This window comes from Mesorhizobium sp. M2A.F.Ca.ET.043.02.1.1 (genome assembly GCF_003952405.1).
Classification (GTDB): Bacteria; Pseudomonadota; Alphaproteobacteria; order Rhizobiales; family Rhizobiaceae; genus Mesorhizobium.
This window is the reverse complement of sequence record NZ_CP034445.1, coordinates 840731-857708: the sequence shown is the minus strand read 5'-3', so window position 1 is coordinate 857708 and position 16978 is coordinate 840731. Positions and strand designations below refer to the sequence as shown.

The following is a 16978-nucleotide window of genomic DNA, read 5'->3' as shown; positions in this document are numbered from 1 at the left end:
GCCCGGCGTGAGAGGGGATGATGGGAAATGAAGAAGAAGCATGTGGCTGTTCTCCTCGGTGGATTCTCCTCGGAGCGGCCCGTGTCTCTATCCTCGGGGAAGGCGTGTGCGGATGCGCTCGAGACTGAAGGCTATCAGGTCACCCGCGTCGATGTTTCGCGCGATGTTGGATCGGTGCTTGCCGAGCTCAAGCCCGACGTCGCCTTCAACGCGCTGCATGGCCCGTTCGGCGAGGACGGCACCATCCAGGGAATTCTCGAATATCTCGCAATTCCCTACACCCATTCGGGCGTGCTCGCTTCGGCGCTGGCCATGAACAAGGAGCAGGCCAAGAAGGTTGCCAAAGCGGCCGGCATTCCGGTCGCGGAATCCAAGGTGGTCAATCGCTTCGCCGTCAAGGATGTGCATCCGATGAAGCCGCCTTATGTGGTCAAACCGGTCAATGAGGGGTCGAGCTTCGGCGTCGTCATCGTGCATGAGGGGCAGTCGCATCCGCCGCAGGTGATCGGCTCAACCGAATGGCAATATGGCGAGACGGTCATGGTCGAGCGCTACATCCATGGGCGCGAATTGACCTGCGCGGTGATGGGCGATGTGGCGCTCGGCGTCTGCGAGATCATTCCGACCGGGCATACCTTCTACGACTACGACTCAAAATACGTGCCTGGCGGATCAAAACACGAAATCCCTGCTAAAATTTCACCGAATATTTACCAAAAAATACAGACACTGGCCCTCAAGGCTCATCTTGCCATTGGTTGCCGGGGCGTCTCCCGATCGGATTTCCGTTACGACGACCGTCACTCCGAAAACGGCGAGGTTGTCTGGCTCGAGGTCAACACTCAGCCGGGCATGACGCCGACGTCTCTGGTGCCCGAAATCGCCGCGCAAGCGGGACACTCGTTCGGCGATTTGTTGAGTTGGATGGTGGAGGACGCTTCGTGTCTGCGTTGAGGTGGGGACAGGGTAATGGCGGCAACGCGGCTGGTCCCGCGCTGTTCGGCGTGCCGCTGTCATTCGACCGTTTCGTCTTGCCGCGTCAGCTTCGCCGGCCGGTGCGCGTGCTGGCGCGCCTGTGCGGCGGCGAGTATGAGGCGCCGCGCTTTTCGGCAGCGATCCTTTCCGCCGCGCTCATCGCGTCGAGCAGCGCCTATGGCGCTTTTCTTGGCGGCTACTCCGACAGAGTCGTGCAGGGCATCACGGCCCGCACCGGCTTTGCCGTCGATCAGATCAAGGTGGTCGGCAACCGTCAGACGTCCGAGATCGACGTGCTCGACCGGCTCGGCCTCGACGGCTGGACGTCGCTGATCGGCTTCGATGCCGAGGCTGCGCGCGAGCGCATCGCGACGCTGCCCTGGGTCGAGGGCGCGGCGGTGCGCAAGATCTACCCTCATACGCTGGAAGTGCGCATTGAGGAGCGCGAGCCCTTCGCGCTCTGGCAGCAGGGCGCATCGGTTTCGGTGATCGAGCGGTCCGGCGAGGTGATCGCGCCGTTCTCGGGCGGCAAGCAGGCGCTGCTGCCGCTGATCATCGGTAGCGGCGCGCCGGCCATGGCGCCGGCCTTTCTCAACAAGATCAAGCGCTATCCCGAGCTTGCGGCGCGGGTCAAAGGTTATATCCGTGTCGGCGAGCGCCGCTGGGACATGCGGCTTGAGAACGGCATCACGATCAAGCTGCCGGAAGACGACGAGGACCAGGCGATCGCCGAGCTCGTCAAGATCGACCACGACAACGGGCTTTTGACGCGCGACATCGCCGCCGTCGACATGCGGCTCCCCGACCGGCTGGTCGTGGAGCTTTCGCCGGAGGCGGCCACGCAGCGCGAAGCCGCGCTCAGCGACAAGCCGAAGAACCCGGCCAAGCGCAAGACGGGGACGAAGATATGAGCTGGCTTGGCGGCGGCGGTGACGCTTCTTCGCGCCGGTCGGGCATACTCACGGTGCTCGACGTCGGTTCCAGCAAGGTTTGCTGCGTGGTTGCGAAGCTCAAGCCGAACGAGGACGGCAAGCTTCTGCGCGGACGCTCGCATCGTATCCAGGTGATCGGCATCGGCCACCAGAAATCGCAGGGCGTGAAGTCCGGCGTCGTGGTGGACCTCGATCGCGCCGAGCATGCCATCCGGCTTGCCGTCGACGCCGCCGAGCGCATGGCCGGGCTCACGGTCGATTCCCTCATCGTCAACATGACGGCGGGCCGGCTGAAGAGCGAAGCCTTTTCGGCGACGATCAATCTCGGTGGTCATCAGGTCGAGGAAGTCGACATCAAGCGCGTGCTCGCCGCCGGCGCCAAGCAGGCGCTGAGGGCCGAGCGCGAAGTGATCCATTCGCTGCCGGTCGGCTTCTCGCTCGACGGCGAGCGCGGCATGCGCGACCCGCGCGGCATGGTGGGCGATGCGCTCGGCGTCGACATGCATGTGCTGACGGGCGATGCGGCGCCGATGCGCAATCTCGAGCTTTGCATCAACCGCTCGCATCTGTCGGTCGAGCGCATGGTGGCGACGCCCTATGCCAGCGGGCTTGCCTCGCTGGTCGACGACGAACTCGAAATGGGCGCCGCCTGCATCGACATGGGCGGCGGCACGACGACCATCTCGGTCTTCTCGGAAGGCAAGTTCATCCATGGCGACGCGATCGCCATCGGCGGCAACCATGTGACGCTCGACATGGCCAAGGGCCTGTCGACTTCACTCGATGCCGCGGAGCGGCTGAAGGTGATGCATGGCTCGGCGCTGCCCGGAAGCGCCGACGACCGCGACCTCGTCTCGATCCAGCCGATCGGCGAGGAAGGCGATGTGCCGTCGCAGATACCGCGCTCGGTGATGACGCGCATCATCCGTGCGCGCATCGACGAAACGCTCGAGCTTTTGCGCGACCGGCTGAACAAGTCCGGCTACGGCAATGCCGTCGGCAAGCGCGTCGTGCTCACCGGAGGCGCCAGCCAGCTCGCCGGCCTGCCGGAAGCGGCGCGCCGCATTCTCGGGCGCAATGTGCGCATCGGCCGTCCGCTCGGCGTGGCGGGCCTGCCGGAGGCGGCCAAGGGACCGGCGTTCTCGACCCCGGTCGGATTGATGATCTACCCGCAGATGGCGAGCTTCGAGAGCCATTCGGCGAAAGGACTTTCCGGTTTCAGGATGACCGGGACGGGCGGAAGACTGCATCGCATGAGTCAGTGGTTGAGAGACAGTTTTTAATTTGACGGGGACAGCCCCATAGGCGGCCGCAGCGGCGAGGCGGCGGGAAAGGCAAAGGACGGAGACAATGACCATCAATCTGCAAAAGCCGGACATCACCGAGCTCAAGCCCCGCATCACCGTGTTCGGTGTCGGCGGCGGCGGCGGCAATGCCGTCAACAATATGATCACCGCCGGCTTGCGCGGCGTCGAGTTCGTGGTGGCCAACACCGACGCACAGGCGCTGACCATGTCGAAGGCTGAGCGGCTGATCCAACTTGGCGCGCATGTCACCGAAGGCCTCGGCGCCGGCTCTCAGCCGGAAGTCGGCCGCGCGGCGGCGGAAGAGTGCATCGACGAGATCATCGATCATCTGTCCAACACCCATATGTGCTTCGTCACCGCCGGCATGGGCGGCGGTACCGGCACGGGCGCCGCTCCGGTCGTTGCCCGCGCGGCGCGCGAGAAGGGCATCCTCACCGTCGGCGTCGTCACCAAGCCGTTCCACTTCGAGGGCCAGCGCCGCATGAAGACGGCCGACATGGGCATCGAGGAGCTGCAGAAATGCGTCGACACCCTGATCGTCATCCCCAATCAGAACCTGTTCCGGCTGGCCAATGACAAGACCACCTTCGCCGATGCCTTCGCCATGGCCGACCAGGTGCTCTATTCGGGCGTCGCCTGCATCACCGACCTGATGGTCAAGGAAGGCCTGATCAATCTCGACTTCGCCGACGTCCGTTCGGTGATGCGCGAGATGGGTAAGGCGATGATGGGCACCGGCGAAGCTTCGGGCGAAGGGCGCGCGATGGCCGCTGCCGAAGCCGCGATCGCCAACCCGCTGCTCGACGAGACCTCAATGAAGGGCGCCAAGGGCCTGCTGATCTCGATCACCGGCGGCCGCGACCTCACGCTGTTCGAGGTGGACGAGGCCGCGACCCGCATCCGCGAGGAGGTCGACCAGGACGCCAACATTATCCTGGGCGCCACCTTCGACGAGGAGCTGGAAGGCGTGATCCGCGTGTCGGTCGTCGCCACCGGCATCGACAAGTCGGCCGCCGAAATCGCCGCGGCGCCGATCTCGATCCGCGCGCCGCAGAAGCCGGCCGCTCGCCCGGCGGCGGCTCCGGTCGCTGAAATCCGGCCCGCTCCGGTCCAGCCGCAGGCCTACGAGCTGCGCGCGGTCGATCCGGTCGCCGAGGCGATCCAGCTTGCCGAGGCAAACGCAGCCGCCATGGCGCAGCCGCGCCCCGCGCCGGTCGACGACTTCCGGCCGCAGAGCAAGATCTTCCAGGCTCCGCCAGCCCAGCCGCAACCGCAGCCGCAGCCGGTGATGCAGCCGCAGGTCATGCAGCAGCCCGCGCCACAGCGCGAGATGCCGCAGCCGGTGGCCGCCGCTCCGCAGCGTATGCCGCGCGTGGAGGATTTCCCGCCGGTGGTGAGGGCTGAGGTCGAAGCCAAGACCCGCCCGGCGGACCATGAGAACAGCGGTCCGATGGGGTTGATCAAGCGGCTGACCAACGGCCTTACCCGCCGCGAGGAAGAGCCGGCCCGGCTCCAGCCGGCGCAGCCGCGCGAACCGAAGCTGCGCCAGGCAGCGCCCGAGATGCGCCGCCTCGCCAGCCAGGATCCTGCGCTCTACGCGCCGCGCCGCGGCCAGCTCGACGATCAGGGCCGGCTGACGCCGCAGGCCCGCACGGTCCAGGAAGACGACCAGCTGGAAATCCCGGCCTTCCTGCGCCGTCAGGCCAACTGAGCGATACGGCGCACCGCCGATCGTTAACGATATATAACGGTTGTTAACAGGCAGACGAGAAACCGTCTGCCTGTTGCTTTGCAAAACATATCAAAAACAATCGCTTACGATCTATTTTTAACAAAATCCCGTGGTTACACGGGGTAAGAAACCGTGATTTGGAGTCTCCAGGGCGGGCCACTATCTTCGCCACGGACTAAAGTCGGTTTGCCGGGATTCGGGGAGTAGCCCTGCCTGCCGATCACACAGAGCCGCGTGCTCTTGCTTATTTTGCCGCATTCCATGCGAGCGCCAGACCGTTCACTGGCTGCAAGATACCCAAGGCCGATGGAGCGGACGCAGGCATTTTGGGCGTATGGGGTTACTCTTGCACGACTATCAGACGACAGTGAAATCGCGCGCGACGCTGACTGGCATCGGCGTCCATAGCGGCAAGACCGTCACCGTTCATTTCCTGCCGGCCGACGCCGATACGGGCATTGTCTTCCATCTTTCGAACGGCGGCGAAACCCGTGAGCTCCGCGCCCTGGTTGCGGAAGTCGGGGCCACCGATCTTTGCACCATGCTTGGCGATCCGGCCGGCGCACATATCGGCACCGTCGAGCATCTGATGGCGACGGTGTTCGGCCTCGGCATCGACAATCTCATCATCGAGATCGACGGCTCGGAAGTTCCGATACTCGACGGCAGCGCCATGGCGTTCGTCGAAGCCTTCGACCAGGCGGGTATCGAGACGCTGGCAGTGAAGCGCCGCTATATCCGCGTCGTCAAGCCGGTGCGCGTGGAAGCCGGCGCGTCCTGGGCGGAATTCCGCCCCTATGACGGCACGCGGTTCGAGGTCGAGATCGATTTCGAAAGCCCGGCCATCGGCCGCCAGCAATTCGCCTCCGATATCAACCCCGACATCTTCCGCCGCGACATCGCGCGTGCCCGCACCTTCGGCTTCATGAAGGATGTCGAGAGGCTTTGGGCCGCCGGCTACGCGCTCGGCTCGTCGCTCGAAAACTCGCTGGTTATCGGCGACGACAACCGCGTCATCAATGTCGGCGGGTTGCGCTATCCCAATGAGTTCGCCCGCCACAAGACGCTCGATGCCATGGGCGATCTGGCGCTGGCCGGCGCGCGCTTCATTGGCTGTTTCCGCTCCTATCGCGGCGGCCACCGGATGAACGCGTCTGCGTTGCGCCGGCTGCTTTCCGACCACACCGCCTTCGAAATCGTCGAGACCCGGCGCCGCGAGCGTGGCCGCGTCGCCGAGATGATCGCCGTCAGCCGGCCGGTCTACGCACCCTGGGTGATCTGATTTTTAACCGTTTTCTGGCGTTATAGTCAGGTTGTGTTGCGCGATTGCATCACGAATCGCTGAAAGTGCACAACCTCGGTCGCAGCGCCAGGCCGCCACAAAAATGTGCGATTGGCCGGACATAGCGTTGCCGGGCACGGGGATAATGGTTTATGGCTTCGGCCCGGACCGAAACGACGCCGAAGGGGCGGAATCCAAACATGTTTTTTTCGCGAGTTGGACAATCGGTAACGCCGCGTCGGGGTGTTTTGCTGGCGCTGTCGGTGGTTGCTCCCGCGCTTGTTCTTTCGGCCTGCATGTCATCCGAGAAGGACGTCAACCTGGCGACCTATGTCGATCAGACCGAGCCGGCCGACGTCCTCTACAACCAGGGCCTGGCCAATATGAATGCCGGCCGCCTCGACGAGGCGAGCAAGAAGTTCGATGCGGTCGATCGCCAGCATCCCTATTCGGAATTCGCTCGCAAATCGATGGTGATGGGGGCTTTCGCCGATTACCGCGCCGGCAATTATGACGAAGCGATCGGCACCGCGAAGCGCTACCTGACGCTTTATCCGTCGACCGACGACGCGGCTTACGCGCAGTATATCATCGGCCTGAGCTATTACCGGCAGATCAAGGACGTCACCCAGGATCAGAAGGAGGCGCGTCAGACCATCCAGACCATGCAGGATCTGGTGACGCGCTGGCCGAATTCCGAATATGTCCCCGACGCCAAGGACAAGATCCGTTTCGCCAACGACCAGCTTGCCGGCAAGGAGATGCAGGTCGGCCGCTATTATCTCGAACGCCGCGAATACATCGCCGCCGTGAAGCGCTTCCGCACCGTGGTCGAGACCTATTCCAACACCCGCCATGTCGAGGAGGCGCTCGCGCGCCTGACCGAGTCCTATTATGCCATGGGCTTGACCTCGGAAGCGCAGACGGCCGCGGCGGTGCTCGGCACCAACTATCCGGACAGCCAGTGGTACAAGGATTCCTACAAGCTCCTGCAGAGCAACGGGCTTGAGCCGCGCGAGAATGCCGGATCGTGGATCTCCAAGGCCGGGAAGCTGATCACCGGCGCCTGAAGCTTGCGATGCTGTCCAGACTGTCGATCCGCGATATCGTCCTGATCGAGAAGCTGGACATCGACTTCCTGCCTGGGCTTTCGGTGCTGACGGGCGAAACCGGCGCCGGCAAATCCATCCTGCTCGATGCCTTGTCGCTGGCGCTCGGCGCGCGCGGCGACGCCTCGCTCGTGCGCCATGGCGCTGCGCAAGGCCAGGTCATCGCGGTGTTCGACGTGCCGCGCAACCATCCGGCCCGCGCTCTGCTTGCCGAAAACGACATCGAGGACGATGGCGACATCATCCTGCGCCGCGTGCAGACCGGTGACGGCCGCACCCGCGTCTTCGTCAACGACCAGCCGTCCAGCGTCACGCTGATGCGCGATGTCGGCCGCGCACTCGTCGAGATCCACGGCCAGCATGACGAGCGCGCGCTGGTCGATCCCGGCGCGCATCGCGAATTGCTCGACAGTTTCGGCGGCCATCTGGGCGCCGTGCGCGGCACGGGCGAAGCCTGGCGCTACTGGCGAAACTGCGAGCAGGAGCTTTCGCGGCATCGCGCCAAGGTCGAGGCGGCGGCGCGCGAGGCCGATTATCTGCGCGCTTCCGTGGCCGAGCTCGCGAAACTCGATCCGCAGCCGGGCGAGGAGACGGAGCTTGCCGAACTGCGCGCGCAGATGATGCGGGTCGAGAAGATCGCCGCCGAAATCCACGACGCGCAGGATGTGTTGTCGGGGCCATCCTCGCCCTTACCGCAGCTTGCCAGCCTATTGCGCCGGCTGCAGCGCAAGGCGGGCGAAGCGCCGGGCCTGCTCGACGACGTGGTGAAATCGCTGGACGAGGCGATGATCTCGCTCGATGCCGCGCAATCCGGCGTGGAAGCTGCGCTTCGCGCCACCGAATATGATCCGCAACGCCTGGAGAAGGCGGAGGAGCGGCTTTTCGCGCTGCGCGCCGCCTCGCGCAAGCACAATGTCGCGGTGGACGATCTGGCGCAACTGCGCGACACGATGGTGGCCGATCTTGCCGATCTCGATGCCGGCGAGGAGCGGCTGCATGCGCTTGAGAAGCAGGCCGCCGCGGCGCGCGAGGCCTACGACATTTCCGCGGCGCAGCTTTCCTCGCTGCGCCAGGCGGCGGCATCGGGCTTGACCAAAGCGGTGATGGCCGAATTGCCGGCGCTGAAGCTCGAACGGGCCGAGTTCATCGTCGAGATGGGGAGCGATGCCGAAAGCCGCATGGAAGAAGGTATCGATCAGGTCGAATTCTGGGTGCGGACCAATCCGGGCACCAGGCCTGGGCCGATGATGAAGGTCGCCTCGGGCGGCGAGCTCTCGCGCTTTCTCCTGGCGCTGAAGGTGGCGCTCGCTGATCGCGGCTCGGCGCCCACCCTGGTTTTCGACGAAATCGATACCGGCGTCGGCGGCGCCGTGGCCGATGCCATCGGCCAGCGGCTGGCGCGGCTGTCGAAGCGCGTGCAAGTGCTTTCGGTCACGCATGCGCCGCAGGTTGCGGCACGCGCCGCGACGCATTTCCTGATCTCCAAATCCGGCGGCAAGGACCGTGTCGCCACCGGCATCGCCGAGATGGACCGCGCCGCGCGCCAGGAAGAGATTGCGCGCATGCTGGCCGGCGCTGTCATCACCGACGAGGCGCGCGCCGCTGCGGAGCGGCTGCTGCGCGAGAACACGGCCGCGGCCTAGGTTGTGCTGATATTCAGGTGAGGCCGGTCTGCGAACGGCGGTTTCCTGCGCTTCCGGTGCCCACGTATTTCAAGTACGCTCCGCTCTGGTTCTCGGAACCCGCCATTCTCGACTCGGCCTGACCTGAGTCTCAGCACATCCTTGGAGTTCGATTCTCCGGCCTTGCAGGCTGAGTCAGCAGATGGCTGCATCTTGCTGTTCAAGAATGATTTTTGCGCAAGCCGACTTCATGCCGGCGAATCCTGATTTATAGTGGCCCGCCATAATTCGAGGACCGCGTTTCATGTCGGAAAAACCAGTCGAATCGCTGAGCGAAGGCGAGGCCGCGGAGGAGCTGAAGCGGCTCGCGGCGGAGATCGCCGAGCACGACCGGCGCTATCACACCGAGGACGCGCCGACGATCTCGGACGCCGAATATGACGCGCTGGCACGGCGCAACCTCGCCATCGAAGAACGCTTTCCCGATCTCGTGCGCGAGGATTCGCCGTCGCGCCGGGTCGGCTCGCCGCCGGCGGAAGGCTTTGCCAAGGTGCGGCACGCGGTGCCGATGCTCAGCCTTGCCAAGGCCTATACCGACCAGGATGTCGCCGATTTCATCGAGCGCGGGCGGCGCTTCTTCGACCGCGACAAGGACCTCGACATCGCCTTTACCGCCGAGCCGAAGATCGACGGGCTCTCTGCCTCGCTGCGCTATGAGAACGGCGTGTTCGTCCAGGGCGCGACGCGCGGCGACGGCGCGGTCGGCGAGGACATCACCGCCAATCTGAAGACGATTGCCGACATCCCGAAAACATTGCGGGGATCGGACTGGCCGGAGGTCATCGAGATCCGCGGCGAGGTCTACATGACCTATGCCGAATTCGAGGCGCTGAAGCAGCGTTCGGCCGCTGTCGGCGGCCAGGACTACGTCAATCCGCGCAACACGGCGGCCGGATCGCTGCGCCAGAAGGACCCGTCGGTCACCGCCAGCCGCAACCTGAAATTCTTCGCCTATGCCTGGGGCTATACGACGGCTGATCCCGCCCCAACCCAATATGATTCGGTGCAGAAATTCAGGGAGTGGGGGTTCAAGGTCAGCCCGCTGATGGTGAGGGCGAAATCGGTCGAGGAATTGATCGCGCAGTACCACCGGATCGAGGAGCAGCGCTCCTCACTCGGCTACGACATTGACGGCGTGGTCTATAAGGTCGACCAGCTTGAGTTGCAGCGCCGCTGGGGCTTCGTCACCGGCGAGCCGCGCTGGGCCGTCGCCCACAAGTTCCCGGCCGAGCAGGCGATGACGACGGTCGAGAAGATCGACATCCAGGTCGGCCGCACCGGCACGCTGGCGCCCGTGGCACGGCTGGCGCCGGTGACCGTCGGCGGCGTGGTGGTCGAGAACGTCACGCTGCACAATGAAGACTACATCAAGGGCTTCGACAGCAACGGTCAGCCAATCCGCGACGGCATCGACGTGCGCATCGGCGACACGGTGGTCATCCAGCGGGCAGGGGACGTCATCCCGCAGATCGTGAGCGTCGTCATCGACAAGCGGCCGGCCAATGCTGTGCCTTACGAATTTCCGCATACCTGCCCGGTCTGCGGCTCGCCGGCGACGCGCGAGATCAACGAAAAGACCGGCAAGGAGGATTCGCGCCGGCGCTGCACCGGTGAGCTGATCTGCGCCGCCCAGGCCGTGGAAGGGCTTCGCCATTTCGTATCGCGCGGCGCTATGGATATTGAGGGCCTCGGCGCGGAAAACATCGACCTCTTCTTCAATGCGGGACTGGTGAAGACGGCGGCTGACATCTTCACGCTGAAGGGTCGCCGCCCGGCCGTCACCAAGGCGCTGGCCGAGCGGCGCGAGGAGCAGGCGCGGCTGCGCGAGGAAGCCTCGGGCAAGACGCGCAAGAATGTGCGCAGCGTCGAGGAGCGCAACTATGAAGGCCTCGACAAGCTCTTCGCCGCCATCGACGCTCGCCGCGAGCCCGAGCTCGACCGCTTCATCTTCGCGCTCGGCATCCGCCATATCGGCGAGACGACGGCGGCCGTGCTTGCCCGCCAGTTCTCGACCATCGAGGAGCTGATCCGCGTCGGCAAGGAGACGGCAAAGGCGGAGGACCCGCATACCGTCTTCCCGTCGATCAACGGCATCGGCGACACGGCGATCAACGCGTTGCGCGACTTTTTCGGCAATGAGCGCAACGACGACGTGCTGGATGCCTTGCTCGCGCAGGTCCACCCCAAGCCTTATGTCATGGAAATCTCGGCCGGCAGTGAAGTCTCCGGCAAGACGGTGGTGTTCACCGGCACGCTGGAAAAGATGACGCGCTCCGAGGCCAAGGCGATGGCCGAGCGGCTCGGCGCCAAGGTGGCGGGCTCGGTTTCGGCCAAGACCGACCTGGTGGTCGCGGGTCCCGGCGCCGGCTCGAAGCTGAAAGTTGCAAGCGATCTCGGCATCGAGGTGATCGACGAGGACACCTGGCTGCAGCGCATCGGCAGGGCTGGCCGATGACTGACGCGTTCAAGGGATTCGGGCAGAAGGCCATTCCATTCCTGAAGGCGCTCGATTTCCACCAGAGCCGGGAATGGTTCCAGGAGAATCGCGCCCTTTACGACAGCGAGCTGCACGAACCGTTCTGCGATCTGGTCGAGACGCTCACCACGCGCTTCGAAGGGGCCAAGCTCGGGCTGCGCGGCGACCGCAAGAGGTCGCTGTTCCGCATCAATCGCGACGTGCGCTTCTCAAAGGACAAGCGGCCCTATAACCGGCATCTCTCAGCAATCCTGTCGCCCGACGGCACCAAGATGGAGCAGGGCGTCTTCTATGTGCATATCGGGCTCGAGCGCTGCTTCGCCGGCGTTGCCTGGTGGCAGCCAGCGCCTGAACTGCTGCAGGCGATGCGCAAGGCGATCGTGACCAAGCCGGCCGCGTTCCGCGCCATGGTTTCATCGCTCAAGAAGGCAGGGCTGGAACTCGATGCGGAAGATCGCCTGAAGCGGGCGCCGCGCGGCTTCGAGGATGTCGGCGACGAGGATCTCGCCCAGGCGGTGCGCAACCGCCATTTCGTGGTACGGCACGACATCGATCCGGCGACGATCCATTCGCCGGCGCTGGTCGATGATCTCGTCGACTTCACGCTTGGCGCCAAGCCGCTGCTCGATTGGGGCAGGGCGATCCAGGGGACGATCGTGGTGGCCTGACGCCGCCATTCGACGGTCGCCAGGCGCTTACATCCGCATCAGCAGGCCGCCATCGACGGCGAGTTCGATGCCGGTGATGTAGCTCGCGGCGTCGGAGAGCAGGAAGAGCGCGGCATTGGCCATGTCCTGCGGCGTGCCGATGCGGCCAAGCGGCGCATAGTTCGCAACGGCGGCGCGTTTTTCCTCGGTGTCCCAGCGCGCCTGCAGCGGCGTCAGCGCCATGCCGGGGCAGATGGCATTCGAACGGATGCGCTCGCTCGCAAGCTGCATGGCGAGCGACTTGGACAGCGCGCACACGCCGGCCTTCGAGGCCTGGTAGGCGTCCTGCGGGTTGGGGTCGCCGCGATACCACTGGATGGTCGAGAAATGCACCATGGCGCCGCCGCGCCCGCCGGCGCGCATATGGGGAACGACGGCGCGCGCCGTGTGCACGAAGGACTTCAGGTTGATGTTGAAGACGTCGTCCCAGACGCCGAGATCCATGTCGAGCGCCGACTTGTCGCGGCCGAACCACAGCACGCCGGCGACATTGGCCAGATAATCGATGCCGCCGCGCTCGCGGCCGGCGGCGCCGATGATCTGTTCGACGAAGGCGGCGTCGGTCAGGTCGCCCTGCGCGAAGGTCAGGCGATCGTCATAACCGGCAAACGAGGCCGGACGTGTTTTCACATCGATGGCGGTGACGGAAGCGCCGGCATCGAGCAACGCAAGCGCGATAGCCTCGCCCATGCCTCCGCCCGCGCCGGCCACGACCGCATGCCTGCCGGTGAAATCAAAGACGACCATCCGTCACCCCTCTTATGTTGGCGCCAAGGCGCGATGGCGGGACAATAGGGGCGGACAAAAAATCCATCAAGCCGTATTCGAAAAAATTTGCCAAAATGGAAAATCACGATATCGTACCGCGATTGACGGCTTTCCTTTTGGGTGGATTCCAAGACCATGAACCTGCATTCCGGCGCGCGGACCTTCTCGGTGACCTCTCCTGTCGACGGCTCGATCTACGCCACGCGAAACTATGCCGACGGCGCCGCGATCGAGGCCGCGGTCGCCCGGGCTCGCGCGGCGTTGCCGGGCTGGCGGCGCACGCCGCTGGCCGAGCGCCTGGCGATCCTTCTGCGCTTCGGCGAGGAGATGAAGGCGCGCGCCGCCCCGTTGGCCGAAGCGGTGGCGTGGCAGATCGGCAGGCCCTTGTGGCAGGCCGACGAGACGCCGCGCCTGGCGCTGATCGGCGAACTGCTTGCAGGCGCGGCGCCGGAGACCTTGGCAGACATGCCGTATCCGTCGGATGAGAACATCCGCCGCTACGCTAAGCCGATGGCCGGCGGGCTGCATCTGTCGATCTGCGCCTGTAACTACCCGACCGCGATGCTCGGCTATCTGGTCACCTCGCCGCTCGCGGCAGGCAATGTGGTGATCTTCAAGCACTCGCCGCAGACGCCGCTGATCGCGGAACTGACCGAGGAGGCCTTCCGCGCGGCCGGCGGGCCGGAAGGGGTCTTTCAGAGCCTGCATCTCGACCATCCGGACGCCGAGCGGCTGATCGCTTCCGGTGTCCTCAACGCGGTCAATTTCATCGGCTCGGTCAATGGCGGCCGGCGCGTGCATGCGGCCGCGGCCGGCACCTTCACCCAGGTGCACCTGGAACTCGGCGGTAAGGATCCGACCTATGTGCGCTCCGATGCCGACCTCGAAGCGGCGGTTCCGCTGATCGCTGAAGGCACCTATTCCAACGCCGGTCAGTCCTGCTGCTCGGTCGAGCGCATCTATGTCGATCGCCTGATTCACGATCGTTTCGTCGAGGCGCTGGTCGCCGAGACGGCGAAATGGTCGATCGGCCATCCGATCGGCGAAAAGCCGATGGTCGGCCCGGTGGTGCGCGCGGTCGCGGCCGACACCATTCGCGGCCTCACCGAAAGCGCGGTGCGGGCAGGGGCGAAGCGCCTGATGCCGCGGGATGGCGCCCTCAAGGCGGCAAGCCTCGGAGCCGCCTATGTCGCGCCGGAGGTGCTGACCGGCGTCGATCACAGCATGCAGATCATGCGCGACGAGCTGTTCGGGCCGGTGGCCTGCGTCCAGGCGGTCGGCGGCGACGACGAGGCGATCCGACTGATGAACGACAGCGATTACGGCCTCAGCGCCTCTATCTGGACGCGCGATGTCGAGCGCGGCGTGGCCTTGCTCGACGAGGTCGAGGCCGGCACGGTCTATCTCAACCGCTGCGACCACGCGGACCTCTATCTGCCCTGGGGCGGCATCAAGAATTCCGGTCTCGGACGCACCAATGGACGCGCCGGCCTGATCGAGGCGACGGCGGCGAAGGCGTACCATGTCCGCTCCGTCATCGCCTGAGCGCCAAGGACATCCGGTCGTGCGGGACCTTGAAAAGCTGGGCGATGCGGCCGTCGCGGCGCTTGCAGCGGCCGGCGTGGAACGGTTGCTGCCGGCCGCGACCAGCCCCTATCTCCTGATCGCCGAGCATGCCGGCAATGTTGTGCCGGCGCCGTGGCGCGATCTTGGCTTGGCGGAGCCCTATCTGGGCACGCATTTCGCGACCGATGTCGGTGTCGATGCGCTGACGCGGCGGCTCTCGCGAACGCTGCGCGCGCCCGCCGTAATCGCGCGCTATTCGCGGCTGTTCCTCGACTATAACCGCCCCGCCGATGAGTGGGATTTCATGCGGCCGGACCTCGGTGGCATCCCGGTGCCGGGCAATCTGGCGGTCGATGCCACTGATGCAAGGCTGCGCAAGCTTGTCGCCTGGGCGCCGGTCGAACGGGCGATCGTCGAAGCCGCCGCCGGCAGGCGCGCGCTGATTTCGGTGCACTCCTTCACGCCGGTGATGGGCGGGGTGAGGCGCGATGTCGATATCGGCGTGCTGTGGCGGGAACAGTCGCCCTTCGTGAACTCGGTGCTGAAAACGCTCAGGACCCAGGGCACGGAGGCAGGCTTCAGGATCGGCGACAATGAACCCTATGATTGGCGCCAGGCCGTCGGCTACACGCTGAACCGGCATGGGCTGCAGCAGGGCCGGCCCTGCCTCTATCTCGAGGTCCGCAACGACCTGCTTGCCGATCCGGAAACTTTCGAACGCATCGGCCGCCTTCTTGAAAATGCCTTTGCCACCGTCGCGATGTCCCTATGGCCGCAATCAGCCGTAGCCGTCTAAAGGCTGGACGCTCAAATAACGGGCCGCTAGAGCGTTTCACCGTTTCACGGAAACGGCGAACCGCTCTATCTCATTGTTTTTACGCAATTCCGGACGGAAAACCGCTCACACTTTTCCTGGAATTGCTCTAGAGCTTGTCAAATTGGAAACACGACGGCCAAGGGCGTGGACGATGCAAGGCAATGTGGGCAGCAAGATCCGGGACGCGCGCAAGCAGCAGAACATCACCTTGCGCGACCTCAGCGAGCGCTCCGGCCTTTCCGTTTCGCAGCTGTCAAAGCTGGAGAACGGCAAGGCTAGGCTGACCGTCGACATCGCGCTGATGATCGCCGGCGTGCTGCACGTGCCGGTGGCCTCCTTCCTGTTCAGCCCGAAGCCCGGACCGCAGGCGCGCCGCTCGATCACGCGCGCCGGCAGCGGCATTCTGCATGAAGGCAACGCCATGGAATTCGAGGTCTTGTGCAGCGATTTCCGCGATAAGACCAACATTTTCTGGCGCGTCACGCTGCGCGCCAGAAGTTTTGAGGAAAACGGCGGCTGGCGCAGCCATTCGGGTGAGGAGTTCATCCATGTGCTGAGCGGCAGCCTGCAGCTGCACACGCTCCATTACGACCCGACGGTGCTGCAGCCAGGCGACAGCATCCTGTTCGACGGCGAGATGCAGCACGCCTATGTCGCGCTCGGTGACGAGCCCGTCATCATGCTGATGTCGAACACCGTGCCGCGCGACGGACTGGCGCCGGGAGCAGGCGTCTGACCGACGCGCCACGACCTTCCGTTCAAGAATTTTTCTAAAATGGAAAAAAATGCTTGTTATGGAAAAGTCGGAGGACTAGCATCCTTTTGACCGGCCGACAGGAGAACAGCCAGCGGCCGGAATGGGAGAAATGACCGATGCTGTCGGTTGAGGCAGTCAGCAAGACATTCGGCGGCGTGCAGGCGTTGCGCAACGCCTCGCTGACCTGCGAGGCCGGCGAGATCCTCGGCCTCATCGGTCCGAACGGCGCAGGCAAGTCGACCCTCGTCAACGCCATCTCCGGCGTGCTCAAGCCGGACAGCGGCAGCGTGCGCCTGGCGGGCGAGGAGATCACTGGCCGCGGCCCGGAGCATTGCGCGCGGGCAGGGGTAGGCCGCACCTTCCAGACCATCAGGCTGTTCAAGGATCTGACCGTTCGCCAGAACGTCGAGGTGGCGCATATCACCTGCCGCGCCGTGCGCCCCGATGCCGCCAGGCGGATCGGCGTCGACCAGCTGCTGCAGCAATATGAGCTGGCAAGCTTCGCCGACAGCCCGGCCGGAACGCTGCCCTATGGCAGGCAGCGCCGGCTCGAGATCGCCCGCGCGCTGGCGCTGGGGCCGTCGCTCCTGCTGCTCGACGAGCCGGCCGCCGGACTCAACGAGGCCGAGTCGGAGACGCTGGCCATCGCCATCGAGGGCATTCGCCGCGACGTCGGCTGCGCGACCATCGTCATCGATCACGATCTGCGCTTCATCAACCGGCTCTGCGACCGGCTTTGCGTGATGGACCAGGGCCAGGTGATCGCTTCGGGCGAGACGGAAGATGTGTGGCGCGATCCGCGCGTCATCGAGGTCTATGTCGGGCAGTCGGAGACGGCCTGAAGGCGCGAAAGAACAACCGCAATGAG

General features: G+C 65.0%; 14 protein-coding genes. 13 read left to right on the top strand and 1 reads right to left on the bottom strand.

Translation table 11 applies throughout. The features are described from left to right. The first annotated feature begins 27 nt into the window (after nucleotides 1-27). The 9 genes from EJ068_RS04080 (at nucleotide 28) to EJ068_RS04040 (ending at nucleotide 12163) form a co-directional block, all read left to right on the top strand. Nucleotides 28-954, top strand: coding sequence for a D-alanine--D-alanine ligase (locus EJ068_RS04080; protein WP_127250292.1), 927 nt, complete (start codon nucleotides 28-30; stop codon nucleotides 952-954). Next, nucleotides 942-1886: a cell division protein FtsQ/DivIB gene (locus EJ068_RS04075; RefSeq protein ID WP_128298262.1), complete on the top strand. Its 945-nt coding sequence runs from the start codon at nucleotides 942-944 to the stop codon at nucleotides 1884-1886. The genes EJ068_RS04080 and EJ068_RS04075 overlap by 13 nt, the downstream gene beginning before the upstream one ends. After that, nucleotides 1883-3190 carry a cell division protein FtsA gene (gene ftsA, locus EJ068_RS04070; protein ID WP_042637743.1) on the top strand — a complete coding sequence of 436 codons (1308 nt, stop codon included), beginning with the start codon at nucleotides 1883-1885 and terminating at the stop codon, nucleotides 3188-3190. Before EJ068_RS04075 ends, ftsA begins: the two co-directional genes overlap by 4 nt. Nucleotides 3191-3257: 67 nt before the next feature. Beyond that, entirely contained in the window at nucleotides 3258-4925 is a 1668-nt protein-coding gene (gene ftsZ, locus EJ068_RS04065) for a cell division protein FtsZ (protein WP_127250294.1), read from the top strand. Nucleotides 4926-5280: 355 nt separating this feature from the next. Continuing rightward, entirely contained in the window at nucleotides 5281-6228 is a 948-nt protein-coding gene (lpxC, locus tag EJ068_RS04060) for a UDP-3-O-acyl-N-acetylglucosamine deacetylase (RefSeq protein ID WP_126082002.1), read from the top strand. A 200-nt stretch (nucleotides 6229-6428) separates the two neighbouring features. Continuing rightward, entirely contained in the window at nucleotides 6429-7298 is an 870-nt protein-coding gene (locus EJ068_RS04055) for an outer membrane protein assembly factor BamD (RefSeq protein WP_127250295.1), read from the top strand. An 8-nt stretch (nucleotides 7299-7306) separates the two neighbouring features. Next, nucleotides 7307-8980 (top strand): DNA repair protein RecN, encoded by a 1674-nt coding sequence (recN, locus tag EJ068_RS04050; protein ID WP_127250296.1) that lies wholly within the window; start codon nucleotides 7307-7309, stop codon nucleotides 8978-8980. A 283-nt stretch (nucleotides 8981-9263) separates the two neighbouring features. Continuing rightward, complete coding sequence (ligA, locus tag EJ068_RS04045) at nucleotides 9264-11474, top strand: NAD-dependent DNA ligase LigA (protein WP_128315537.1); 2211 nt, start codon at nucleotides 9264-9266, stop codon at nucleotides 11472-11474. After that, entirely contained in the window at nucleotides 11471-12163 is a 693-nt protein-coding gene (locus tag EJ068_RS04040; RefSeq protein ID WP_127250298.1) for a TIGR02453 family protein, read from the top strand. Before ligA ends, EJ068_RS04040 begins: the two co-directional genes overlap by 4 nt. 27 nt (nucleotides 12164-12190) lie before the next feature. Here EJ068_RS04040 and EJ068_RS04035 read toward each other — a convergent pair whose 3' ends face one another. Beyond that, nucleotides 12191-12949 carry an SDR family oxidoreductase gene (locus EJ068_RS04035; RefSeq protein ID WP_127250299.1) on the bottom strand — a complete coding sequence of 253 codons (759 nt, stop codon included), beginning with the start codon at nucleotides 12947-12949 and terminating at the stop codon, nucleotides 12191-12193. A gap of 156 nt (nucleotides 12950-13105) precedes the next feature. Here EJ068_RS04035 and EJ068_RS04030 point away from each other — a divergent pair, with 156 nt between their 5' ends. The 4 genes from EJ068_RS04030 (at nucleotide 13106) to EJ068_RS04015 (ending at nucleotide 16952) form a co-directional block, all read left to right on the top strand. Beyond that, on the top strand, nucleotides 13106-14515 hold the full coding sequence (locus EJ068_RS04030) for an aldehyde dehydrogenase family protein (protein WP_127250300.1): 1410 nt from the start codon (nucleotides 13106-13108) through the stop codon (nucleotides 14513-14515). A gap of 19 nt (nucleotides 14516-14534) precedes the next feature. Beyond that, nucleotides 14535-15332 (top strand): N-formylglutamate amidohydrolase, encoded by a 798-nt coding sequence (locus tag EJ068_RS04025; protein ID WP_189342755.1) that lies wholly within the window; start codon nucleotides 14535-14537, stop codon nucleotides 15330-15332. Nucleotides 15333-15504: 172 nt separating this feature from the next. Further along, nucleotides 15505-16089, top strand: a complete 585-nt coding sequence (locus tag EJ068_RS04020; RefSeq protein ID WP_041011982.1) for an XRE family transcriptional regulator — start codon at nucleotides 15505-15507, stop codon at nucleotides 16087-16089. A 137-nt stretch (nucleotides 16090-16226) separates the two neighbouring features. Next, a complete protein-coding gene (locus tag EJ068_RS04015) occupies nucleotides 16227-16952 on the top strand; it encodes an ABC transporter ATP-binding protein (protein WP_127250302.1) in 726 nt (241 codons plus the stop codon). Nucleotides 16953-16978 lie beyond the last annotated feature (26 nt).

Bases quoted from the DNA above. Each gene is read 5' to 3' on its own strand.
- EJ068_RS04080 (WP_127250292.1), top strand. From the start codon at position 28: ATGAAGAAGAAGCATGTGGCTGTTCTCCTCGGTGGATTCTCCTCGGAG.
- ftsA (WP_042637743.1), top strand. From the start codon at position 1,883: ATGAGCTGGCTTGGCGGCGGCGGTGACGCTTCTTCGCGCCGGTCGGGC.
- ftsZ (WP_127250294.1), top strand. From the start codon at position 3,258: ATGACCATCAATCTGCAAAAGCCGGACATCACCGAGCTCAAGCCCCGC.
- lpxC (WP_126082002.1), top strand. From the start codon at position 5,281: ATGGGGTTACTCTTGCACGACTATCAGACGACAGTGAAATCGCGCGCG.
- EJ068_RS04055 (WP_127250295.1), top strand. From the start codon at position 6,429: ATGTTTTTTTCGCGAGTTGGACAATCGGTAACGCCGCGTCGGGGTGTT.
- recN (WP_127250296.1), top strand. From the start codon at position 7,307: ATGCTGTCCAGACTGTCGATCCGCGATATCGTCCTGATCGAGAAGCTG.
- ligA (WP_128315537.1), top strand. From the start codon at position 9,264: ATGTCGGAAAAACCAGTCGAATCGCTGAGCGAAGGCGAGGCCGCGGAG.
- EJ068_RS04040 (WP_127250298.1), top strand. From the start codon at position 11,471: ATGACTGACGCGTTCAAGGGATTCGGGCAGAAGGCCATTCCATTCCTG.
- EJ068_RS04035 (WP_127250299.1), bottom strand. From the start codon at position 12,949: ATGGTCGTCTTTGATTTCACCGGCAGGCATGCGGTCGTGGCCGGCGCG.
- EJ068_RS04030 (WP_127250300.1), top strand. From the start codon at position 13,106: ATGAACCTGCATTCCGGCGCGCGGACCTTCTCGGTGACCTCTCCTGTC.
- EJ068_RS04020 (WP_041011982.1), top strand. From the start codon at position 15,505: ATGCAAGGCAATGTGGGCAGCAAGATCCGGGACGCGCGCAAGCAGCAG.
- EJ068_RS04015 (WP_127250302.1), top strand. From the start codon at position 16,227: ATGCTGTCGGTTGAGGCAGTCAGCAAGACATTCGGCGGCGTGCAGGCG.